This is a genomic window from Pseudomonas sp. CAM1A, assembly GCF_047501685.1.
Classification (GTDB): Bacteria; Pseudomonadota; Gammaproteobacteria; order Pseudomonadales; family Pseudomonadaceae; genus Aquipseudomonas.
Genome location: NZ_JBFNXP010000003.1, coordinates 361573 through 381549, shown reverse-complemented (window position 1 = coordinate 381549; position 19977 = coordinate 361573). Strand labels below are relative to the sequence as shown.

The 19977-nt window shown below is 63.9% G+C and carries 18 protein-coding genes; 6 read left to right on the top strand and 12 right to left on the bottom strand.

Annotation, left to right across the window (positions count from 1 at the left end; genetic code table 11):
• Positions 1–2: 2 nt before the first annotated feature.
• Complete coding sequence (locus ABZO33_RS10175; RefSeq protein ID WP_414535936.1) at positions 3–731, top strand: phosphatase PAP2 family protein; 729 nt, start codon at positions 3–5, stop codon at positions 729–731.
• A gap of 82 nt (positions 732–813) precedes the next feature.
• Here ABZO33_RS10175 and groL read toward each other — a convergent pair whose 3' ends face one another.
• From groL to ABZO33_RS10150, 5 genes are all read right to left on the bottom strand, one after another.
• Entirely contained in the window at positions 814–2454 is a 1641-nt protein-coding gene (groL, locus tag ABZO33_RS10170) for a chaperonin GroEL (RefSeq protein WP_110739827.1), read from the bottom strand.
• A gap of 50 nt (positions 2455–2504) precedes the next feature.
• Positions 2505–2798 (bottom strand): co-chaperone GroES, encoded by a 294-nt coding sequence (locus ABZO33_RS10165; RefSeq protein ID WP_003260750.1) that lies wholly within the window; start codon positions 2796–2798, stop codon positions 2505–2507.
• Between the two features lie 294 nt (positions 2799–3092).
• A complete protein-coding gene (locus tag ABZO33_RS10160; protein ID WP_414535935.1) occupies positions 3093–3554 on the bottom strand; it encodes an FxsA family protein in 462 nt (153 codons plus the stop codon).
• A gap of 66 nt (positions 3555–3620) precedes the next feature.
• Positions 3621–4352 carry a HugZ family protein gene (locus ABZO33_RS10155; protein WP_414535934.1) on the bottom strand — a complete coding sequence of 244 codons (732 nt, stop codon included), beginning with the start codon at positions 4350–4352 and terminating at the stop codon, positions 3621–3623.
• A gap of 133 nt (positions 4353–4485) precedes the next feature.
• Positions 4486–5493, bottom strand: a complete 1008-nt coding sequence (locus ABZO33_RS10150) for a DUF481 domain-containing protein (RefSeq protein WP_414535933.1) — start codon at positions 5491–5493, stop codon at positions 4486–4488.
• A gap of 154 nt (positions 5494–5647) precedes the next feature.
• Here ABZO33_RS10150 and ABZO33_RS10145 point away from each other — a divergent pair, with 154 nt between their 5' ends.
• Together ABZO33_RS10145 and ABZO33_RS10140 are read left to right on the top strand one after the other, a co-directional pair.
• Complete coding sequence (locus ABZO33_RS10145) at positions 5648–6001, top strand: MGMT family protein (protein WP_414535932.1); 354 nt, start codon at positions 5648–5650, stop codon at positions 5999–6001.
• A 44-nt stretch (positions 6002–6045) separates the two neighbouring features.
• The gene (locus ABZO33_RS10140) at positions 6046–7593 is read left to right on the top strand and encodes an AmpG family muropeptide MFS transporter (protein ID WP_414535931.1); all 1548 of its coding nucleotides are present in this window, start codon (positions 6046–6048) and stop codon (positions 7591–7593) included.
• Between the two features lie 92 nt (positions 7594–7685).
• On the opposite strand, the gene ABZO33_RS10135 is transcribed toward ABZO33_RS10140, so the two are convergent.
• The 3 genes from ABZO33_RS10135 to ABZO33_RS10125 form a co-directional block, all read right to left on the bottom strand.
• The gene (locus ABZO33_RS10135) at positions 7686–8930 is read right to left on the bottom strand and encodes an MFS transporter (RefSeq protein ID WP_414535930.1); all 1245 of its coding nucleotides are present in this window, start codon (positions 8928–8930) and stop codon (positions 7686–7688) included.
• 174 nt (positions 8931–9104) lie between these two features.
• Positions 9105–9944 carry a mechanosensitive ion channel family protein gene (locus tag ABZO33_RS10130; RefSeq protein WP_414535929.1) on the bottom strand — a complete coding sequence of 280 codons (840 nt, stop codon included), beginning with the start codon at positions 9942–9944 and terminating at the stop codon, positions 9105–9107.
• A gap of 111 nt (positions 9945–10055) precedes the next feature.
• The gene (locus ABZO33_RS10125) at positions 10056–10541 is read right to left on the bottom strand and encodes a YajQ family cyclic di-GMP-binding protein (protein ID WP_414535928.1); all 486 of its coding nucleotides are present in this window, start codon (positions 10539–10541) and stop codon (positions 10056–10058) included.
• A 100-nt stretch (positions 10542–10641) separates the two neighbouring features.
• On the opposite strand from ABZO33_RS10125, the gene ABZO33_RS10120 reads away from it, so the two are divergent.
• Genes ABZO33_RS10120 through ABZO33_RS10110 form a run of 3 tightly spaced genes read left to right on the top strand, consistent with a single transcriptional unit; the run spans position 10642 to position 14189 of the window.
• Entirely contained in the window at positions 10642–11559 is a 918-nt protein-coding gene (locus tag ABZO33_RS10120) for a putative 2-dehydropantoate 2-reductase (protein WP_414535927.1), read from the top strand.
• 37 nt (positions 11560–11596) lie between these two features.
• The gene (locus ABZO33_RS10115) at positions 11597–13624 is read left to right on the top strand and encodes an ATP-binding protein (protein WP_414535926.1); all 2028 of its coding nucleotides are present in this window, start codon (positions 11597–11599) and stop codon (positions 13622–13624) included.
• A gap of 1 nt (position 13625) precedes the next feature.
• Entirely contained in the window at positions 13626–14189 is a 564-nt protein-coding gene (locus tag ABZO33_RS10110; protein ID WP_414535925.1) for a cob(I)yrinic acid a,c-diamide adenosyltransferase, read from the top strand.
• A gap of 68 nt (positions 14190–14257) precedes the next feature.
• Here ABZO33_RS10110 and ABZO33_RS10105 read toward each other — a convergent pair whose 3' ends face one another.
• The 4 genes from ABZO33_RS10105 to secA form a co-directional block, all read right to left on the bottom strand.
• A complete protein-coding gene (locus ABZO33_RS10105) occupies positions 14258–15202 on the bottom strand; it encodes a Nudix family hydrolase (RefSeq protein WP_414535924.1) in 945 nt (314 codons plus the stop codon).
• A complete protein-coding gene (locus ABZO33_RS10100) occupies positions 15199–15831 on the bottom strand; it encodes a glutathione S-transferase family protein (RefSeq protein ID WP_414535923.1) in 633 nt (210 codons plus the stop codon). The genes ABZO33_RS10105 and ABZO33_RS10100 overlap by 4 nt, the downstream gene beginning before the upstream one ends.
• A 54-nt stretch (positions 15832–15885) precedes the next feature.
• A complete protein-coding gene (gene argJ, locus ABZO33_RS10095; protein ID WP_414535922.1) occupies positions 15886–17103 on the bottom strand; it encodes a bifunctional glutamate N-acetyltransferase/amino-acid acetyltransferase ArgJ in 1218 nt (405 codons plus the stop codon).
• An 88-nt stretch (positions 17104–17191) separates the two neighbouring features.
• Entirely contained in the window at positions 17192–19927 is a 2736-nt protein-coding gene (gene secA / locus ABZO33_RS10090; protein WP_414535921.1) for a preprotein translocase subunit SecA, read from the bottom strand.
• Between the last annotated feature and the right edge of the window lie 50 nt (positions 19928–19977).

Below are 19977 nucleotides of genomic sequence, written 5' to 3'. Positions count from 1 at the left end.
CCATGCAGGCTAGCGTCCCCCCTCGCCCGATCAATTTGTGGCTGTACCTGGGCATCCCATTCATCACTGTCGTGACCCTGGTCCTGCTGGAATGGACCTCGCTGGACATGGACCTGGCCAACCTGTTCTACGACCCGGCCGCCGGCGGGTTCATCGGCCGCCATAGCTATGTGCTGGAAAATATCCTGCATGACCGCGTCAAGCAGGGTGTGATCCTGTTCGGGCTACTGGCAGTGGCCGGGTTCGCCCTGAGCTTCTTCTGGAACCGGCTGCTGGGCTGGCGCCGCGAGTTGGGTTGCCTGGTACTGGCGCTGGCGCTGTCGACGGCATTCGTCACGCCGCTGAAGAAGGTGACCCAGGTGCAATGCCCGTGGAGCCTGACGCAGTTCGGTGGCAAGGAAACCTACAGCAAGTTGCTCGAACCCCGCCCGGCTACCGACAAGCCCGGCCTGTGCTGGCCCGGTGGGCATGCGGCGACCGGTTTCTGCCTGTTCGGCCTGTTCTTCATGCTGCGTGACCGCAAGCCACGTCTGGCCCGGGTGGCGCTGGCAGTGGCCTTCGTGGCCGGCTCGGTGCTGTCGCTCGGGCGGATGATGCAGGGCGCGCACTTCCTGTCGCACAACGTATGGACGGCGGTGTTCTGCTGGCTGATCGGGCTGGGGTCGTACTACCTGATTCTGTATCGCCACGCGACGGCCAAGCTACCTGCCGTCGAGCGCAGCGCAGCCTGATCCCGGGCAGGGACAGGGAAAACGAAGAAGCCCCGGTTCTCACGAACCGGGGCTTCTTCTTGGTACCGGGGGTAAGGCTGGCTTACATCATGCCGCCCATGCCACCCATGCCGCCCATGTCAGGCATGCCAGCAGCTGGCTTGTCTTCCGGCAGGTCGGCAACCATGGCTTCGGTGGTGATCATCAGACCGCCGATCGAAGCTGCGGCTTGCAGGGCCGAACGGGTGACCTTGGCTGGGTCCAGGATGCCCATCTCGATCATGTCGCCGTACTCGCCGGTAGCGGCGTTGTAACCGAAGTTACCCGAACCTTGCTTGACCTTGTCAGCGACAACGCTTGGCTCGTCGCCGGCGTTGGCAGTGATCTGGCGCAGCGGCGCTTCGACAGCGCGACGCAGCAGGGCGATACCGACGTTCTGGTCTTCGTTGTCGCCTTTGAGGTCAACGATGGCCGCCAGGGCACGCACCAGGGCAACACCACCGCCAGGCACCACGCCTTCTTCAACGGCTGCACGGGTAGCGTGCAGGGCGTCTTCGACACGGGCTTTCTTCTCTTTCATCTCGACTTCGGTGCCTGCACCGACCTTGATCACGGCAACACCGCCAGCCAGCTTGGCCAGACGCTCTTGCAGCTTCTCACGGTCGTAGTCCGAAGTGGTGTCGGCAACCTGGGCGCGGATCTGGGTGACGCGAGCCTGGATGTCGGCCTCTTCGCCAGCACCGTCGATGATGGTGGTGTTTTCCTTGGACAGGATGACGCGCTTGGCGTTACCCAGGTGCTCCAGGGTGGCGGTTTCCAGGGACAGGCCGATCTCTTCGGAGATCACGGTGCCGCCGGTCAGGACAGCGATGTCCTGCAGCATGGCCTTGCGGCGATCGCCGAAGCCTGGAGCCTTGACTGCGGCGACCTTGACGATGCCGCGCATGTTGTTGACCACCAGGGTAGCCAGGGCTTCGCCTTCGACGTCCTCGGCAACGATCAGCAGTGGACGGCCGGCCTTGGCAACGGCTTCCAGCACTGGCAGCAGCTCACGGATGTTGGAGATTTTCTTGTCTACCAGCAGCAGCAGCGCGCCTTCCAGCTCGGCAACCATGGTGTCCGGCTTGTTGACGAAGTACGGCGACAGGTAGCCACGGTCGAACTGCATGCCTTCTACGACGGACAGTTCGTTTTCCAGGCCCGAGCCTTCTTCAACGGTGATCACGCCTTCCTTACCGACTTTTTCCATGGCTTCGGCGATGATTTCACCGATGGAGTTGTCGGAGTTGGCGGAGATGGTGCCTACCTGGGCGATGGCCTTGGAGTCGGCGCATGGCTTGGACAGGTTCTTCAGCTCGGCGACAACGGCGGCGGTGGCCTTGTCGATGCCGCGCTTCAGGTCCATCGGGTTCATGCCGGCAGCGACGGCTTTCAGGCCTTCGTTGACGATGGCCTGAGCCAGAACGGTAGCGGTGGTGGTGCCGTCACCGGCAGCGTCGTTGGCCTTGGAAGCGACTTCCTTGACCAGCTGGGCGCCCATGTTTTCGAAGGCGTCTTTCAGCTCGATTTCTTTGGCGACGGAAACGCCGTCCTTGGTGATGGTCGGAGCGCCGAAGCTCTTGGCCAGCACTACGTTACGGCCTTTCGGGCCGAGGGTCGCTTTTACCGCGTCAGCCAGAACGTTGACACCAACCAGCATTTTCTTACGGGCGGAATCGCCGAATTTTACGTCTTTAGCAGCCATGATCGTTTAATCCTTGGAAATTCTTTGGAGTAACGGGAAGTCGGGGGAAATCAGCCTTCGATAACGGCGAGGATTTCGTTCTCGGCCATGACCAGCAGGTCTTCGCCATCGACTTTCACGGTGTTGCTGCCCGAGTAAGGGCCGAAAACCACTTTGTCACCCACTTTCACGGCCAGCGCACGTACTTCGCCGTTGTCCAGGATACGACCGGTACCGACGGCAACGACTTCACCGCGGTTTGGTTTTTCAGCGGCCGAACCCGGCAGGACGATACCGCCAGCGGTTTTCGATTCTTCTTCGCTGCGACGGATGACGACGCGGTCATGCAGAGGACGAAGCTTCATTGTCGATCTCTCCCAAATTGTGGTTTTCATCGGCCGGTGTCAGCACCGGCGGGTTGATTCGATCCGGCGTTGCCGGGGGGTGGCCCGCAATGGGCGAACCACCTGTGTCATGTCTGGTGTCGCCACCAGAAACCTTGCGGTGACCACATACATGAGGCCGGGATATTCGATTACAAGGCTTGCTACAGAAAAATTTTCATAAGGTGTGAGCGTCATCGTGCGAGCGGGCTGGCCCTGCGCTCAGGGCGACCGGCCCCATCGCGGGGCAAGCCCGCTCCCACGCATAACCACGCCTTACTTGTCGCGACGCTCGTACTCGCCCTCGATCACGTTCGGGCGGTGCCCGGCGTCACGCGGCTGGGCCTGGAACGGATCATCCTGGAACGCCCGCTGGCGCAGGGCCTGCTCTTCGGCGCGGCGGCGCAGGCGGCCGGCCACCAGGCGACGGGTGAACGGCAGCAGGCACAGCAGGCCCAGCACATCACTGATGAAACCCGGCAGCAGCAACAGGCCGCCACCGACGGTGAGCATCAAGCCCTGGAACATGTCCTCGGCCGGCAGTTCGCCGCGCTGCAGGCTCTCCCGGGCACGCAGGGCGGTGGCCAGGCCGGCCACGCGCATCACCAGCACACCCAGGGCGGAGCCGGCGATGATCAGCAGCAGCGCCGGAAAGAAACCGATGGCCGCGCTGACCTTGACGAAGACGAACAGCTCCAGCACGGGGAAAAGCAGCAACAACAGTAGAAAAGCACGCATCAAGGGTTCCTCGACGGAAGAGAATCTTCCTGTAAGACCATCAGATGGATGCCTCTACGCCGGTTTTCAACCCTCGACGCTTTCCACAACCGGCCACTGGTCAGCGCGAGCCAGCAATACCAAGGCTTCACGGACTTGTGTCGGCGTATTGCAAATACTCGGGAAGGCCAGCCAGTACACCCCCTGGCCAATACGCAGGTGCATGCCTTCGCTGTCGATGCCGACCAGCTCGGCGGGCGCGCCGCGCGGCAGCCCGGTCAGTTCGACGTAGTGGGCGATGGCGTTGGCATGGTCGCTGTTCATGTGCTCGATCATGCTGGTCTCGGCCTTGCCCGCGAAGGGGTTGGCCAGCGTGACCTGATCGAGCCAGTGGATCGCGCCGAAGCCGCCTATGTAGCGGTGGCGTACCGGTTCGAGTACCCAGAAGTCGAAATCGTGGGCCTTGTGGTAGTTGGCTGACTCGGGGAAGTACCGGTAGTAACGGCTCGCGGCGGCTTCGATGGCTGCTTCGTCCGTAAGCTTGCGGGCCTCGGCCATTACCGTCAGCCGGCCCACCGCCTGGACATCCTCGGCCTCGCGCTCGCCAACCAGCATCGAGCACTTGGGATCCTTCTGCAGATTATGGGTGTGCTGGGCGATGCGGCTGATGAGGATCAGCGGATGGCCTTCGGCGTCGAGGCAGTACGGCACCACCGAGCCGAAGGGGAAACCGGGCATCGACTTGGAATGGGTGGAGAGGACGCCGCGGTACTCCTTGAGCAGCAGTTCCCGGGCGGGGCGAAGGGCGTTGGTACTCACTGGAGAGGCTCCTGAAAAAATCAGCTGCAAGCTATAAGCTACAAGCGACAAGAAAAAGCAAGGCGGCACCGCCTGTTGGGAGTGCACACACGGCTCTTGCTTGCCGCTTGTAGCTTACCGCTAACGACTGTTTTTACCAGGTAACGCCGAACCCGGCGGTATAGCGGGTTTTGTCCAGATCGCTGTCGCGGGTGCCCTTGATCAGGTCCTTCTCCGCCTTGAGGTTGAGCGAAGCCCACTCGGTCACCTTGTAGCGCAGGCCCATCTCGGCATCCAGCGAGTAGTCGGCCACGCCGCCCAGCGGCTTGCCGAACTCGCCATTGGTGAAGAACTCGACCTTCTTGCCGATCAGGTAACGGTTGTAGTCCCACTTCACCGCGGCGGAATAGAAGTTGTCCTTGCCACCGTCGCGGTACTCGAAATCGGTGCGGTTGATCAGCGAACCCAGCGAGAACGCGCCGAGTTCGTCATCCCAGAACTGGTAGCCCGGGCCGGTACCGACGGTACGCTGGCGGGCCAGATCCTCGATGTGGTCACGCTTGTATTCCAGGCGCCCCTGCCAGAACCACTTCTCGGTGATGAAGCGGTCCAGCGCGTACTCGGCGCTCCAGTTGTTGGTGGTGGTGACGTCGTCCTTGGTCTCGCGGTTGTATTCGCCCTCGGCGTTGTGCCGCCAGCGGCCATGGCGGGCGGTGGTCTTGAAGCTGATGTCATAGTCGTCGGTGTTGTTCTCGGCGCGCTTGTAGTCCATCGCCACATCGACGTTGCCCTTCCACAGAAAATCCTCGAGCAGGGGGCGTGGCTTCATGATCTGCTCGATGCTGGCCAGCTCAACGGTCTTCGGCGCCTCGCCGTTGGCCAAGGTCACCTTGCCGGGTTCGGCGGCCTTCAGCGCCTTGGCCTTCTCGCCGCTGTAGGCATCTTGCTTGACCAGCAGTTCCTGATCGCTTTCCAGCGTCTTCACCTGCTTCCAGTCCAGGGCTATCGACCCGCCATAGGGGGTTTCCAGCAGCAGCTTGCCGCCGTCGAAGACCTTGATCTTACCGCTCAGGCGGTCACCGTTCTTCATCCACACGGTGTCGGCGAGCACAGGGGTGCACAGGGACGCGGCAACAAGGCACAACAGGGTTCTAGAATACATAAGCGCTGTGTAAAGGTTCGATTAGACGAAAAAGCCGGGCATTATCCAGATACCGACAACCTGAGCAAGGACAGACCCAGCCCATGCCGATGAGTTCCACTCGCATTTGCCGTAACCTTCTGTCCGGTTTCATCTGCAGCAAAGGGATCCTCTGATGTCCGCCCTCGATCCGCCCGCTGAGCAAGATGCACAAGCCCGACGAATGGCGCTGTATTCCGTCCTCGGCCAGGTACCGCCGGGGAAGGTCGTCAGCTACGGGCAACTGGCCGAGCTTGCAGGCCTTGGCCGCGCGGCGCGGTGGGTCGGGCGCACACTTTCGCAGCTCCCCCAGGACACCCGCCTGCCCTGGCACCGGGTCCTGGGCGCGGGTGGCAGGCTGAGCCTGGCCCTGGGCACCCCTTCGGGCGACGAACAACGCGCCCGGCTGCGCGCAGAAGGCGTGAATGTGGCCAATAATCGTGTGGATATGGCGCGCCATGGCTGGCGTCCGATGGAGCACAGCGGTTAGAGTGCGCGCTTTGTTTTCGCAAACCTTGAGGCAGATGTTGGCCCATGCCCCGTAAAACCTGGCGCGCTGCGCTCGCTGCCTATGCCAGCCCGTCAACTCTGGTGCTTTTGCTGCTCGGATTCGCCGCCGGCCTGCCGTACATGCTGGTGTTCTCGACGCTGTCGGTGTGGCTGCGCGAAGCCGGCGTGGCCCGCGAGACCATCGGCTATGCCAGCCTGATCGGCCTCGCCTACGCGTTCAAATGGGTCTGGTCGCCGCTGCTCGACCAGTGGCGCCTGCCGCTGCTCGGCGGCATGGGCCGGCGCCGTTCCTGGCTGCTGCTGTCGCAGTTGCTGGTGGTGCTCGGGCTGGTCGGCATGGGCTTCTGCGACCCGCAGAAACACCTGTCGTGGCTGGTCGCTTTGGCGGTACTGGTGGCCTTCGCCTCGGCGACCCAGGACATCGCCGTTGACGCCTACCGCCTGGAGATCGCCGACGACCAGCGCCAGGCCGCCCTGGCCGCCAGCTACATGGCCGGCTATCGGGTCGCCGCCCTGCTCGCCACCGCCGGTGCGCTGTTCTTCGCCGAGTGGTTCGGCTCCACCGGCTTCAGCTACCTGCACGAAGCCTGGACCGGCACCTACGTGCTGTTCGGCGTGCTGATGCTGCCTGCGGTGTTCACCACCCTGGTGATGCGTGAGCCACCGGTCCCCCTGCGCACCCAGCTGTCGGCGGCGCGCTATGGCTTGATGCACCAGCTGGCGTCGGTGTTCGTGCTGATCATCCTGCTGGTCTCGGTGCCGGCCAGTTTCACCCAGATGTTCAACACCGACTGGGGCAGCGTGGCGTTCGGCGACGCGACCATGCTCGACCTGCTGCTCGAAGACCGCGCCTTCCTGCGCCTGATCCTCTATGTGCTGCTGACCTGGGCGTGCCTGTCGTCCCTCGGCCGTCGTGGCCTGGCGCCGGTTCTCACGCCGGTCAACGACTTCATCGTGCGCTATCGCTGGCAGGCCCTGTTGCTGCTCGGGCTGATCGCCACCTATCGCATGTCCGATACGGTGATGGGCGTGATGGCCAACGTGTTCTACATCGACATGGGTTTCACCAAGGACCAGATCGCCAGCGTCAGCAAGATCTTCGGCCTGATCATGACCCTGGTGGGCGCTGGTGCCGGTGGCCTGCTGATCGTGCGCTTCGGCATCCTGCCGATCCTGTTCATCGGCGGCGCGGCCTCGGCAGCCACCAACATCCTGTTCCTGATGCTGGCCGACATGGGCCCGAACCTGGAAATGCTGGTGGTCACCATCTCGCTGGACAACTTCAGCTCGGGGCTTGCCACCTCGGCCTTCGTCGCCTACCTGTCGAGCCTGACCAACCTGAAGTTCTCGGCCACCCAGTACGCCCTGCTCAGCTCGATCATGCTGTTGCTGCCGCGCCTGATCGGCGGCTATTCCGGGGTCATGGTGGAGAAGTTCGGTTATCACGACTTCTTCCTGATCACCGCCCTGCTGGGCGTGCCGACGCTGGTGCTGATCGCCCTGCACTGGCGCCAGGAGGTCGGTAGGGGAAAGCCGGCGCCGGTGGAGAGCCCGGCGGCTGAGCAGAACTAGGCCTTCACCGGCCTTATCGCGGGGCAAGCCCGCTCCCACGCAGTCAGTCATTTTGTCTGAATACGTGGGAGCGGGCTTGCCCCGCGATGTTTCTACTGCGTCACAGCGCCTTCCCCGGAGCGCCCGCCCACCACGAACCACAACGGCCACAGCGCCAACGCTCCCGCTACGCCCGCGGCCAGGGCGAAGTGCATCAGGCTGGCACCGGCCCCCAGCATCGCCAACACCGCACCGCCCAGGCCCAGCAAGGCGATGGTGATCATCCCCAGCATCGCCGACACCAGGCCCTTGCTCTGCTCGCTGGAGAACAGCGTCATGCGGTACAGCACCGCGTTGGCCACGCCCAGGCCCAGCGCGTACAGCGACATGCCGGCCACCACACTGGTCACCGTCGGCCACAGCCAAGTGGCCACGACCATCAGCGACAGGCCGGCCAGGTAAGGCCCCAGGGCGCCACGCACCAAGGCCGGGAGCGGGTAGCGATCGGCGATGCGGTTGATGATCAGGTTGCCCAGGATCAACCCACCGAACACCGGCAATTGCCACAGCGCGTATTCCATCGTGCTCAAGCCTTCGTCATGGATCAGCAGCACAGGTGACAACCCGATCCAGCCGATCAGCGGCAGCCCCACCAGCCCAAGCGCCGCGCTACCGGCGACGAAACGACGGTTGCCCAGCAACTGCCCGTAGCCCGCCAGCAATGGCAGCAGGTGAATGGGCGTGAACGACAGGCGCGAACCATCGCGGCGCTCCACACCCAGGGTTTCCGGCATCAGCCGGTAGAGCAGCAGCCAGCACAGCACCGCGCCTGCGGCGAAGGCCACGAACAGCCAGCGCCAGTCCAGCCATTGCAGCATCAGGGTGCCAACCAGCGGGCCGAGTAGCGGCGACAGCAGGGCGATATTGGCCAGCAGGGCCATCATGCGTACTGCGTCGGCCTCGCTGAATGCCTCGTTGAGCGCTGGGTAGCTGACCGTGACCACGAAGCCCAGGCCGATGCCCTGCAGCAGACGCAACAGGTTGAACATACCGATGTCCTGCACCCAGAAGGTCGCCAGGCACGCCACCCCAAAGAACACACAACCCCCCAGCAAAAGCGGGCGCCGGCCATAGCGGTCGGCCAACGGGCCGATCAGCCATTGCAGCAGCACGCCACCCAGCAGGTAGAGGTTGAGAGCATGGGGAATGTATTCGGGGCTCGCCTGAAGATCGCCAACCACCACTGGCATGGCGGGCATGACCGCGTCGCTGGCCAGGTAGGTCAACAGTTCGAACAGCGCCAGGGTCAGGCCGAACAGCAAGGCGCGCAGAGGGGTGATGTACAGCAATGGTTTCATGATCGGTATCGGGTGGGAACAGATGGGGGTCAGGCTGTATGCCAGAAATCATCCGCTGTGGCTGTGAACAAGTGTAAGGCGCTGGAAAGCATCGCGGGGCAAGCCCGCTCCCACAAGCGCTTTAGCGGCCTTGTGGGAGCGGGCTTGCCCCGCGACGGGAGGTGTGACGCAGTGTTACTGTACCGCCGCTTCCTGCACCACGCGAATCACTCGCTGCGGAAACGGAATATCGATCCCTTCGGCCTTGAGCCGGTCGCGGGCATGTTCGTTGAGCATGAACATCACGTCCCAGTAGTCGGCGGTCTTGGTCCAGATGCGCAGCGACACGGTGATCGAGCTGTCGCCCAGGGTCGAAATCACCGCCTGCGGCGCCGGGTCCTGCAGTACACGCGGATCCTGCGCCAGTTCCAGCAACACATTGCGCGCCTTCTGCAGGTCGGCGTCGTAGTCCACGCCCACGTCGAACACCACCTTGCGGGTCGGCTGGCGGTTGGTGTTGGTGATGATGCCGTTGGACAGCGTGCCGTTGGGCATGATCACCGTCTTGTTGTCGCCGGTACGCAGCACGGTGTGGAAGATCTGGATGCTGTCCACGGTGCCGCTTACACCCTGGGCCTCGATCCAGTCACCGATACGGAATGGGCGGAACAGCAGAATCAACACGCCACCGGCGAAGTTGGCCAGGCTGCCTTGCAAGGCCAGGCCGATGGCCAGCGTGGCGCCACCAATGGCGGCGACGAACGAGGTGGTTTCGATGCCGATCATCGACGCCACGCTGACCATCAGCAGAATCTTCAGCACGATGTTGGCCAGGGTGCTGATGAAGCTTTGCAGCGCCGCATCGGCCCGCATGCCTACCAGCTTGCCCAGGCGATCACTGAGCTTGTTGATGATCCACCAACCAATGGCCAGCGTCAGCAGCGCCAGCAACAGGCGGCTGCCGTACTCCATGATCAAGGGGACCCAGGTCTGCGATTGGCGAACCAGCTGATCGACTTCAGCGTTCAAATCCATGTTCATCTCCTGATGCCGAACGGCAAGTACACAGTAAAGCGGGCCGCTGACAGGTCAGCGGCCACGGGACCTCATGGACATCACTAGGCCATCAAGGTTCCAATACCGCGATCAGTCGCGGAAGTTGTTGAACTGCAGCGGCATGTCGAATTCCTTGGCGCGCAGGGCGGCAATGGCCTCTTGCAAGTCGTCGCGCTTCTTGCCGGTAACACGCACCTGCTCGCCTTGAATGGCGGCCTGGACCTTGAGCTTGGCATCCTTGATATGGGCGACGATCTTCTTCGCCAGCTCCTTGTCGATGCCCTCACGGAACTTGGCTTCCTGCTTCATTTCCTTGCCGGAGGCATAGGCGTCCTTGGTTTCCAGGCATTTGACGTCGATCTTGCGCTTGACCAGCGCCAAGCGCAGGATCTCGATCATCGCCTCGAGCTGGAACTCGGCCTCGGCGGTCAGCATTACGGTCTGCTCCTTGTCCTTGAACTCGAAGCTGCCCTTGCCTTTGAGGTCGTAACGGCGGTCGAGCTCCTTGATGGCGTTTTCGACGGCGTTCTGCACTTCGTGCTTGTCCAGTTCCGATACCACGTCGAACGAAGGCATGGTTGTTCTCCATAAAAAAAAGCGCGCTCGGCCTGAAGATGGAGCGCGTCGGGTTTGATGGTTAAAATGCGGACTCATTATAACGGGTTGCGAAACGCAGATGAGCAGCACCTGGCATATTCTCGGCGCCGGCAGCCTCGGCAGCCTCTGGGCCTGCCGCCTGGCCCGCGCTGGCAAGGCGGTCCGCCTGATCCTGCGCGACCAGCAGCGCCTGGCCGCCTATGAGCACTGCGGCAGGCTGACCCTGGTCGAACAGGACGGCGCCCGGCACTACGCGATCCCCGCTGAAACCTGCGACGCACCCGGCCCGATCCATCGCCTGCTGGTCGCCTGCAAGGCCTACGACGCCGCGCCTGCCGTGGCGCGCCTGGCCCCCAGATTGGCCCATGGCGCCGAGCTGGTACTGCTGCAGAACGGCCTGGGCAGCCAGGACGAGGTCGCCGACCAGGTGCCCCACGCCCGCTGTATCTTCGCCTCCAGCACCGAGGGCGCGTTCCGCGAAGCCGACTGGCAGGTGCGCTTCGCCGGCCACGGCTTCAACTGGCTGGGTGACCCGGCCAATCCCAACGTCCCATCCTGGTTCGCAGACCTGCACGACGCCGGCATCCCGGCCCAGTGGGCACTCGACATCCCTACCCGCCTGTGGCGCAAGCTGGCCCTCAACTGCGCGATCAACCCGCTCAGCGTGCTGCACGACTGCCAGAACGGCGGCCTGCTCGGCCACCTGACCGAAGTCGACCAACTGTGCGAAGAACTGGCCGACCTGCTGCGCCGCTGCGGCCAGCCCGAGGCCGCCAGCGACCTGCACGAGGAAGTGCAGCGGGTGATCATCGCCACCGCGGCCAACTACTCTTCCATGTACCAGGATGTTCGCCACGGCCGGCGCACCGAGGTCCACTACCTGCTCGGCCACGCCTGCCGCGCCGCTGGCCGACACGGCCTGGCAGTGCCGCAACTGGAACACCTGCACCGGCGCCTGGTCGATAACCTGCAGGCGCGTGGCCTGCGCAGCGACTGATCCTGCCCATTCATCGGAAACGGACACCCTCAGACCCATGACCCTGCGTCAACGCCTGGAAAACCTCCCGGTCGGGCAGAAACTGCTGGCGGCCCTGCTGGTGCTGCTGGTGACCATCCTGCTGGTGGCCAACCTGGCGTTCATCAGCGCCGCCTACTGGATCACCCAGGAGAGCATGGCGCCCCAGGCCTTGCAGACCATCGGCAAGCTGGTGTCCAACCCGCAGCTGTCCTCGCGGGCCGGCGACTCGCCGGAAGCCGCCACCGCGCTGCTCAAGGAACTCGACAGCTACTCGCCACTGCGCGCCGCCGCGATCTACGGCGGCGACGGGCAGATGCTGGCGCAACTGCAGCACGGCGAACCGCTGACCCTGCCCAAGCGCTACCGCAACATCGACGGCTGGCGCCTGATGGAGTTTCGCAGCACCCAGCTGATCCGCCTGCCGCGCAGCGCCGCCCCGCCCGCGCACCTGCTGCTGGTCGCCAGCAGCGAGCTGCCCACGGCGTTCTACACCGGCACCCTCTCCGCCAGCCTGGCGATCCTGGTGTTCAGCGTGCTGCTGTGGCTGCTTATCGCCCGGCAGATCAAGCGCCTGATCACCCTGCCGATCAACCGCCTCGAAGAGCTGACCCGCCAGGTCACCCGCGAGGAGAGCTACGCCCTGCGCGCCCAGCGCGGCAACGATGACGAGATCGGCGGCCTGGCCGAGGCGTTCAACACCATGCTGTCGCGCATCGAAGCCCGCGAGCAGCAGCTCAAGCGCACCCGTGACGAGTTCCAGGACGCCTACGACCAGGCCCAGGGCCTGGCCGAGGAAACCCGCCATACCAACCGCAAGCTGGAGCTGGAAGTCCAGGTGCGCAGCAAGATCGAGAAAAAGCTCACCGGTTTCCAGAACTACCTCAATAGCATCATCGACTCGATGCCCTCGGCGCTGATCGCCCTCGACGAACAGCTCTACGTCACCCAATGGAACCATGAGGCCACGGTGCTCTCCGGTACCCCGCTGGACGAAGCGCTGAACCAGCCGATCTTCCTCGCCTTCGAGCCGCTCAAACCGTTCCTGCCGCAACTCAAGGAGAGCGTGGAGAAGCACCGGGTAGCCAAGATCGAACGCGTCACCTGGCCCAAGGGCGAAGACCTGCGCCACTACGCGCTGACCTTCTACCCGCTGATGGGCGGTGGCGGACGCGGAGTGGTGATCCGTATCGATGACATCACCCAACGGCTGTCACTGGAAGAAATGATGGTGCAGTCCGAGAAGATGCTCTCGGTCGGCGGCCTGGCCGCCGGCATGGCGCACGAGATCAACAACCCGCTGGGCGCAATCCTGCACAACGTGCAGAACATCCGCCGCCGCCTGTCGCCGGACCTGCCGCGCAACCAGGAGCAAGCCAGCGAGCTGGGCATCGACTTGCCGGCCGTCAATCGCTACCTGGACAGCCGCGAGCTGCCTCAGTTGCTCGACGGCATCCAGCAAGCCGGCGCACGGGCCGCGAAGATCGTCACCCACATGCTCAGCTTCAGCCGCCGCAGCAACCGTCAGCTCGCCCCTTGCGACCTGCCGGCGTTGATCGACCAGGCGGTGGAGATCGCCGGCAACGACTTCGACCTGGCCATCGGCTTCGACTTCAAGGGCCAGGCCATCATCCGCCAGTTCGACCCACAGCTGGGGCCGGTGCCCTGCACCGCCAACGAACTGGAGCAGGTGCTGCTGAACCTGCTGAAGAACGCCGCCCAGGCCATCCACCAGCGCCCGCAACCCAGCGAGCCCGGGCGTATCACCTTGCGCACCCGGCTCAACCCGCCCTGGGCGGAAATCCAGGTCGAGGACAACGGCGTCGGCATGCCCGAGACGGTGCGCAAGCGCACGTTCGAGCCGTTCTTCACCACCAAGGAGATCGGCCAGGGCACCGGCCTGGGCCTGTCGGTGTCGTACTTCATCATCACCAACAACCACAAGGGGCAGATGGAAGTACAGTCCACCCCTGGCCAGGGCACCTGCTTCACCCTGCGCCTGCCCCTGAACCAGGCCCAACCGGCCCCCCTGAACACGGAGACATGACATGGGCTATCGCCTGTCGAAGATCTATACACGCACCGGCGACAAAGGTGAAACCGGCCTGGGCGATGGGCGCCGGGTGCCCAAGGACCATCCGCGCGTCGAGGCGATCGGCGAGGTCGACAGCCTCAACAGCCAGCTCGGGGTGTTGCTGGCAGGTCTGGCCGAGGCAGGATTGGGCGAGCTGATCGAGGTACTGGCGCCTTGTCAGCATCGGCTGTTCGACCTGGGGGGCGAGTTGGCGATGCCCACTTACCAGGCGCTGAACAGCGTTGAAGTGGAGCGCCTGGAGGCTGCGATAGACCGCTGGAACGACGAGTTGGGGCCACTGAAGAACTTCATCCTGCCCGGGGGCTCGACGCTGGTGGCCCAGGCCCATGTATGTCGCAGCGCGGCACGCGCGGCTGAGCGGCGCTGCCAGCAGTTGAACACGCTGGAACCGCTGGAGGGAGTGGGGCTGGCCTACATCAACCGGCTGTCGGACCTGCTGTTTGTCGCAGCGCGGATCATTGGGCGACGCCAGGGTGTTGACGAAGTGCTGTGGCAGGCGGCCGAGAAGCCCGTCTGAAAGCATCGCGGGGCAAGTCGGGTCGCCGCATCGCTGCTCCCCGACTTACCCCGCGATTGGCGGATGGCTCAAGCCTCAGGCCAGAACGCCCTGATTCCGGCAACGCCCTGGGCACCAGCCTCCCAGGCCCGCTCCCGCTCACCCGGCCCGATCCCACCCAGCAGAAACACCGGATGGTTGATCCCGGCGATCAAGCGCTGTGCTTCATCCCAGCCCAACGGCTCTGCCTCGGGATGAGTCTGGGTCGCCTGCACCGGCGACAAGGTGACGAAGTCCACCCCCATCTGCTCGGCCAATGCGAGCTCCTCGGCACTGTGGCAGGACGCCGCCAGCCAGCGCTCCGTCGGGAACGGCCGGCCCTTGGCTGCGTACTTGCGCAACTGCGCGGCGGTCAGGTGCCAGCCGGCCGACGGGAAGTCGCCCAGCCACTCCAGCGGTCCTTTAAGCATCAATTGCGCCTTGCCCGCGCACAAGCCGACCGCGTCCACCGCCACATCGCGGTACTTGGGGTCGTACATGTCCGGCGCGCGCAGCTGGATCAGCTTGATGCCGCTGGCCACGGCCTTCTGGATGCCTTTGAGCAGCTCAGGCACCTCCAGTTCGTCTGGAGTGATCAGGTACTGATCTGGCAGACGCGCCGCAGCGACGATCGGCTTGTTGGCCTCGGGGAATTCATACTGGCCAAGGTCACGCGGCGCCACCCAGGCCAGGGGCTGGCCTTCGGCGCCATGGGGCTCACCGGTAAAGGCGCGCACTTCACGCACATCCAACAACACCTGCTTGTCCGGGTAATCGTGGCTGACCTTGATCAGCGGGCGCGAGCCCGTGACCTCGATACCCAGCTCCTCACGCAGCTCACGGGCCAGCGCCGCTTCGACGCCCTCCCCGTCTTCCACCTTGCCACCCGGGAACTCCCACAAGCCGCCTTGATGCTGGGTATCCGCACGACGGGCGATCAGGATGCGACCATCGGCACCGCAGATGACCGCAGCCACTACATGAATCCGTTTCACCCTTCACGCTCCGCCAGGCCAGACTGCTGCCATGCCCGGAAAGCCGGCCACTGGTAGATGGTTTCGATATAGGCGGCGGCCTCGGCCGGCACCTCGACACGGTAGGAGCGCAGACGCACCGCCACCGGGGCGAAGAACGCATCGGCCAAGGTCGGTCGGCCGAACAGGAACGGGCCGCTGTCCTTGGCAACCAATCGGCATTCTGACCACAGGGCGACGATGCGGTCGATGTCGACCTGCACATCCAGCGGCACGCTTTCCAGCGCCTCGTCACGGGACAGGTCGAACGGCATGGCGCCGCGCAGGGCGAAGAAGCCGCTGTGCATCTGGGCACAGGCTGAACGCGCCTGGGCACGGGCGGCGATGTCCTCAGGCCACAGGCGTGCCTCGGGGTGGCGTTCGTTGAGGTATTCGGCGATGGCCAGGGAGTCGGCAATCACACCATGCTCGCTCTGGAGCAGGGGCACTTTGGCGGTGGCCGAGAAGGCCAGCAGGCGCTGGCGGGTGTCAGGCTGGTTGAGCTTGACCAGGGTTTCTTCGTAGGGGACGCCAGCCAGGTCGAGGGCCAGGGCGCCGCGTAGCGACCAGGAGGAATACAGCTTGTCGCCGATGATCAGGTGATAGCTCATGGTTCGGCTCCATAGAATTCGGGATATTGGGGCCGCATTGCGGCCCCAGTTACATCAAGTGCGGTATTCAGCGTTGATCTTCACGTACTCGTGGGACAGGTCGGTGGTCCAGATGGTTTCGCTGCACTGGCCACGGCCCAGTTCGATGCGGATGGTGATCTCTTCCTGGGCCATCACTGCCGAGCCTTGCGCCTCGGTGTAGCTCGGGCTGCGCCCGCCTTTGCTGGCGATGCACACGCTGTCCAGATACACGTCGATCAGGCCGACATCCAACTCGGGTACACCGGCACGGCCGACAGCTGCGAGAATGCGGCCCCAGTTCGGATCAGAGGCGAACAGCGCGGTCTTGATCAACGGCGAGTGTGCCACGGCGTAGCCGACGTCCAGGCATTCCTGGTGGTTGCCACCACCGTTGACCTGCACGGTGACGAACTTGGTGGCGCCTTCGCCGTCACGGACGATGGCCTGCGCCACCTCCATGCACACTTCGAACACCGCTTGCTTCAGTGCTTCGAACAGCGCGCCGCTGGCCTCGGTCACTTCCGGCACATCGGCCTTGCCGGTGGCGATCAGCATGCAGCAGTCGTTGGTCGAGGTGTCGCCGTCGATGGTGATGCGGTTGAACGACTTGTTGGCGCCGTCGAGCATCAGGTCCTTCAACACCGCCGGGGCGACCTTGGCGTCGGTGGCGATGTAGCCGAGCATGGTGGCCATGTTCGGGCGGATCATCCCCGCGCCCTTGCTGATACCGGTGACGGTGATGGTCTTGCCGTCGAACTGGAACTGACGGCTGGCGCCCTTGGGCAGGGTGTCAGTGGTCATGATGCCGGTGGCGGCTTCGGCCCAGTTGTTTTCCGACAGGTTGTCCAGGGCGGCCTGCAGCGCGCCCTCGATCTTCTCGACCGGCAGCGGCTCGCCAATCACGCCGGTGGAGAACGGCAGTACCGACTCGGCCGGCACGCCGGCCAGTTCGGCCAGTCTGGCGCAGGTGCGCTCAGCAGCAGCCAGGCCCGGTGCGCCGGTGCCGGCGTTGGCGTTGCCGGTGTTGGTCAGCAGGTAACGCACGGTGCCCTGCACGCGCTGCTTGGAGAGGATCACCGGTGCCGCGCAGAAGGCGTTGAGGGTGAACACGCCGGCGACACTGGAGCCTTCGGCGCAGCGCATCACCACCACATCCTTGCGCCCCGGGCGCTTGATGCCCGCCGAGGCAATACCGAGTTCGAAACCGGGAACCGGGTGCAGGGTGGGCAGGGGACCAAGACCAACAGCCATTAGAGCGCTCCTAGATAAATCGGTTGAGAACAAAAAGCGGGGCCGCAAAGCGGCCCCGGATGTATCACGTTACTGCAGGTGGTTCAGATCATTCAATCTGACCATGGCAATGCTTGAATTTCTTGCCCGAACCACACCAGCAAGGCTCGTTGCGGCCCAGCTTCATGTCGTTGCGCACAGGGGCCGATGCGACGGCGACTTCAGCGCCCTCCTCGGCCAGTTGCTCGCCTTCCAGGCCTGGTGCGGCGGCGTGCTGGAATTGCATGCGGCTGGCCAGTTCCTCGGCCTCGCGGCGCAGACGGGCTTCTTCCTCGACCGGGTCTTCGCGACGGACCTGGACGTGCGACAGCACGCGGATGGTGTCGCGCTTGATCGACTCGAGCAGCTCCTGGAACAGGGTGAAGGATTCGCGCTTGTACTCCTGCTTGGGGTTCTTCTGCGCATAGCCGCGCAGGTGGATACCGTGGCGCAGGTGGTCCATGGTCGACAGGTGGTCTTTCCACAGGTCGTCCAGCACGCGCAGCAGGATCTGCTTCTCGAAGGTACGCAGGGCGTCGATGCCGGCCTGGTCTTCCTTCTCGTTGTAGGCGTCGGTGATTTCCTTGATCAGCTTCTCGCGCAGGGTTTCCTCGTAGAGGTGATCGTCCTCGTCGAGCCACTGCTGAATCGGCAGCTTCATGGCGAAGTCGCTGGACAGCGAGGCTTCCAGGCCGGCCACGTCCCACTGCTCGGGCAGCGATTGCGGCGGGATGTGCTGGCTGACGGTGGCATCGAGCACTTCCTGGCGGAACTCGGCGATGGTGTCGCCGATGTTCTCGGCGGCCAGCAGGCTGTTGCGCATGTGGTAGATCACCTTGCGCTGTTCGTTGGCCACGTCATCGTATTCGAGCAGCTGCTTGCGGATATCGAAGTTGCGACCCTCGACCTTGCGCTGCGCCTTCTCGATGGCGTTGGTCACCATGCGGTGCTCGATGGCCTCGCCGGACTGCATGCCCAGGGCCTTCATGAAGTTCTTCACCCGGTCGGAGGCGAAGATGCGCATCAGGCTGTCTTCCAGCGACAGGTAGAAGCGGCTCGAGCCGGCATCGCCCTGGCGGCCGGCACGGCCCCGCAGCTGGTTGTCGATACGCCGCGATTCGTGGCGCTCGGAGGCGATCACGTGCAGGCCACCGGCCTCCAGCACCTGCTGGTGACGCTTCTGCCAGTCGGCCTTGATCTGGGCGATCTGCTCGGCGGTCGGGTTGTCCAGGGCGGCGACTTCGGCCTCCCAGTTACCGCCCAGCAGGATGTCGGTACCACGGCCGGCCATGTTTGTGGCGATGGTCAGAGCGCCCGGCGCACCGGCTTGCGCGATGATCTCGGCTTCTTTCTCGTGGTACTTGGCGTTCAGGACCTTGTGGTCGATACCTTCCTTCTTGAGCAGGTTGGACATGTGCTCGGAGGTTTCGATGGTCGCGGTACCCACCAGCACCGGACGGCCCTGGGTCATGCTTTCCTTGATGTCGGCAATGATCGCGGCGTATTTCTCGTCGGCGGTCAGGTACACCAGGTCGTTGAAGTCCTTGCGCGCCAGCGGCTTGTTCGGCGGGATCACCATCACGTTGAGGGCGTAGATCGACTGGAACTCGAACGCCTCGGTGTCGGCGGTACCGGTCATGCCGGACAGCTTGGTATACAGGCGGAAGTAGTTCTGGAAGGTGGTCGAAGCCAGGGTCTGGCTCTCGGCCTGGATATTCAGGTTCTCTTTCGCTTCGATGGCCTGGTGCAGACCCTCGGAGAGGCGACGGCCCGGCATGGTGCGGCCGGTGTGCTCGTCGATCAGCAGGATCTGGCCTTCCTGGACGATGTACTCGACGTTGCGGTGGAACAGCTTGTGCGCACGCAGGCCGGCGTAGACGTGGGTCAGCAGGCCCAGGTTGTGCGCCGAGTACAGGCTCTCGCCTTCGGCCAGCAGGCCGGACTGGGTGAGCATGTCCTCGATGAACTGGTGACCGGCCTCGTTCAGTTCGACCTGGCGGGACTTCTCGTCGATGCTGTAGTGGCCCTCTTGGGTCACCTGGCCTTCGACTTCCTCGATGTGCTGGGTCAGACGCGGGATCAGGCGGTTGATCTCGATGTACAGCTTGGAGCTGTCCTCGGCCTGGCCGGAAATGATCAGCGGGGTACGCGCTTCGTCGATGAGGATCGAGTCGACTTCGTCGATCACCGCGAAGTTCAGTTCACGCTGGAACTTCTCGTCCTGGCTGAACGCCATGTTGTCGCGCAGGTAGTCGAAACCGAATTCGTTGTTGGTGCCGTAGGTGATGTCGGCGGCATAGGCAGCGCGCTTTTCTTCCGGCGGCTGGAAGGCCGAAACGATGCCGACGTTGAGGCCGAGGAACTCGTACAGCGGGCGCATCCAGTTGGCGTCGCGGCGGGCCAGGTAGTCGTTCACCGTGACCACGTGCACGCCCTTGCCGGACAGCGCGTTGAGGTAGACGGCCAGGGTACCGACCAAGGTCTTGCCTTCACCGGTACGCATTTCTGCGATCATGCCTTCGTGCAAGGTCATGCCGCCGATCAGCTGGACATCGAAGTGCCGCATGCCCATCACGCGCTTGCCGGCCTCGCGGGCCACGGCGAAGGCTTCGGGCAGCAGTTGATCAAGCGTTTCGCCTTTGGCCAGGCGTTCCTTGAACTCTGCGGTCTTGCCCCGCAGCTGCTCGTCGGAGAGGGCCACCATCTTCTCTTCGAAGGCATTGACGGTGCTCACCGTCTTGAGCATGCGTTTGATTTCACGCTCGTTCTTGCTTCCAAAAAGTTTTTTTAACAAAGGCGCAAACATATCGGCAGGATCTTCCACACGTAGGGATGGAGGGCGGCCCCATGAGTCGC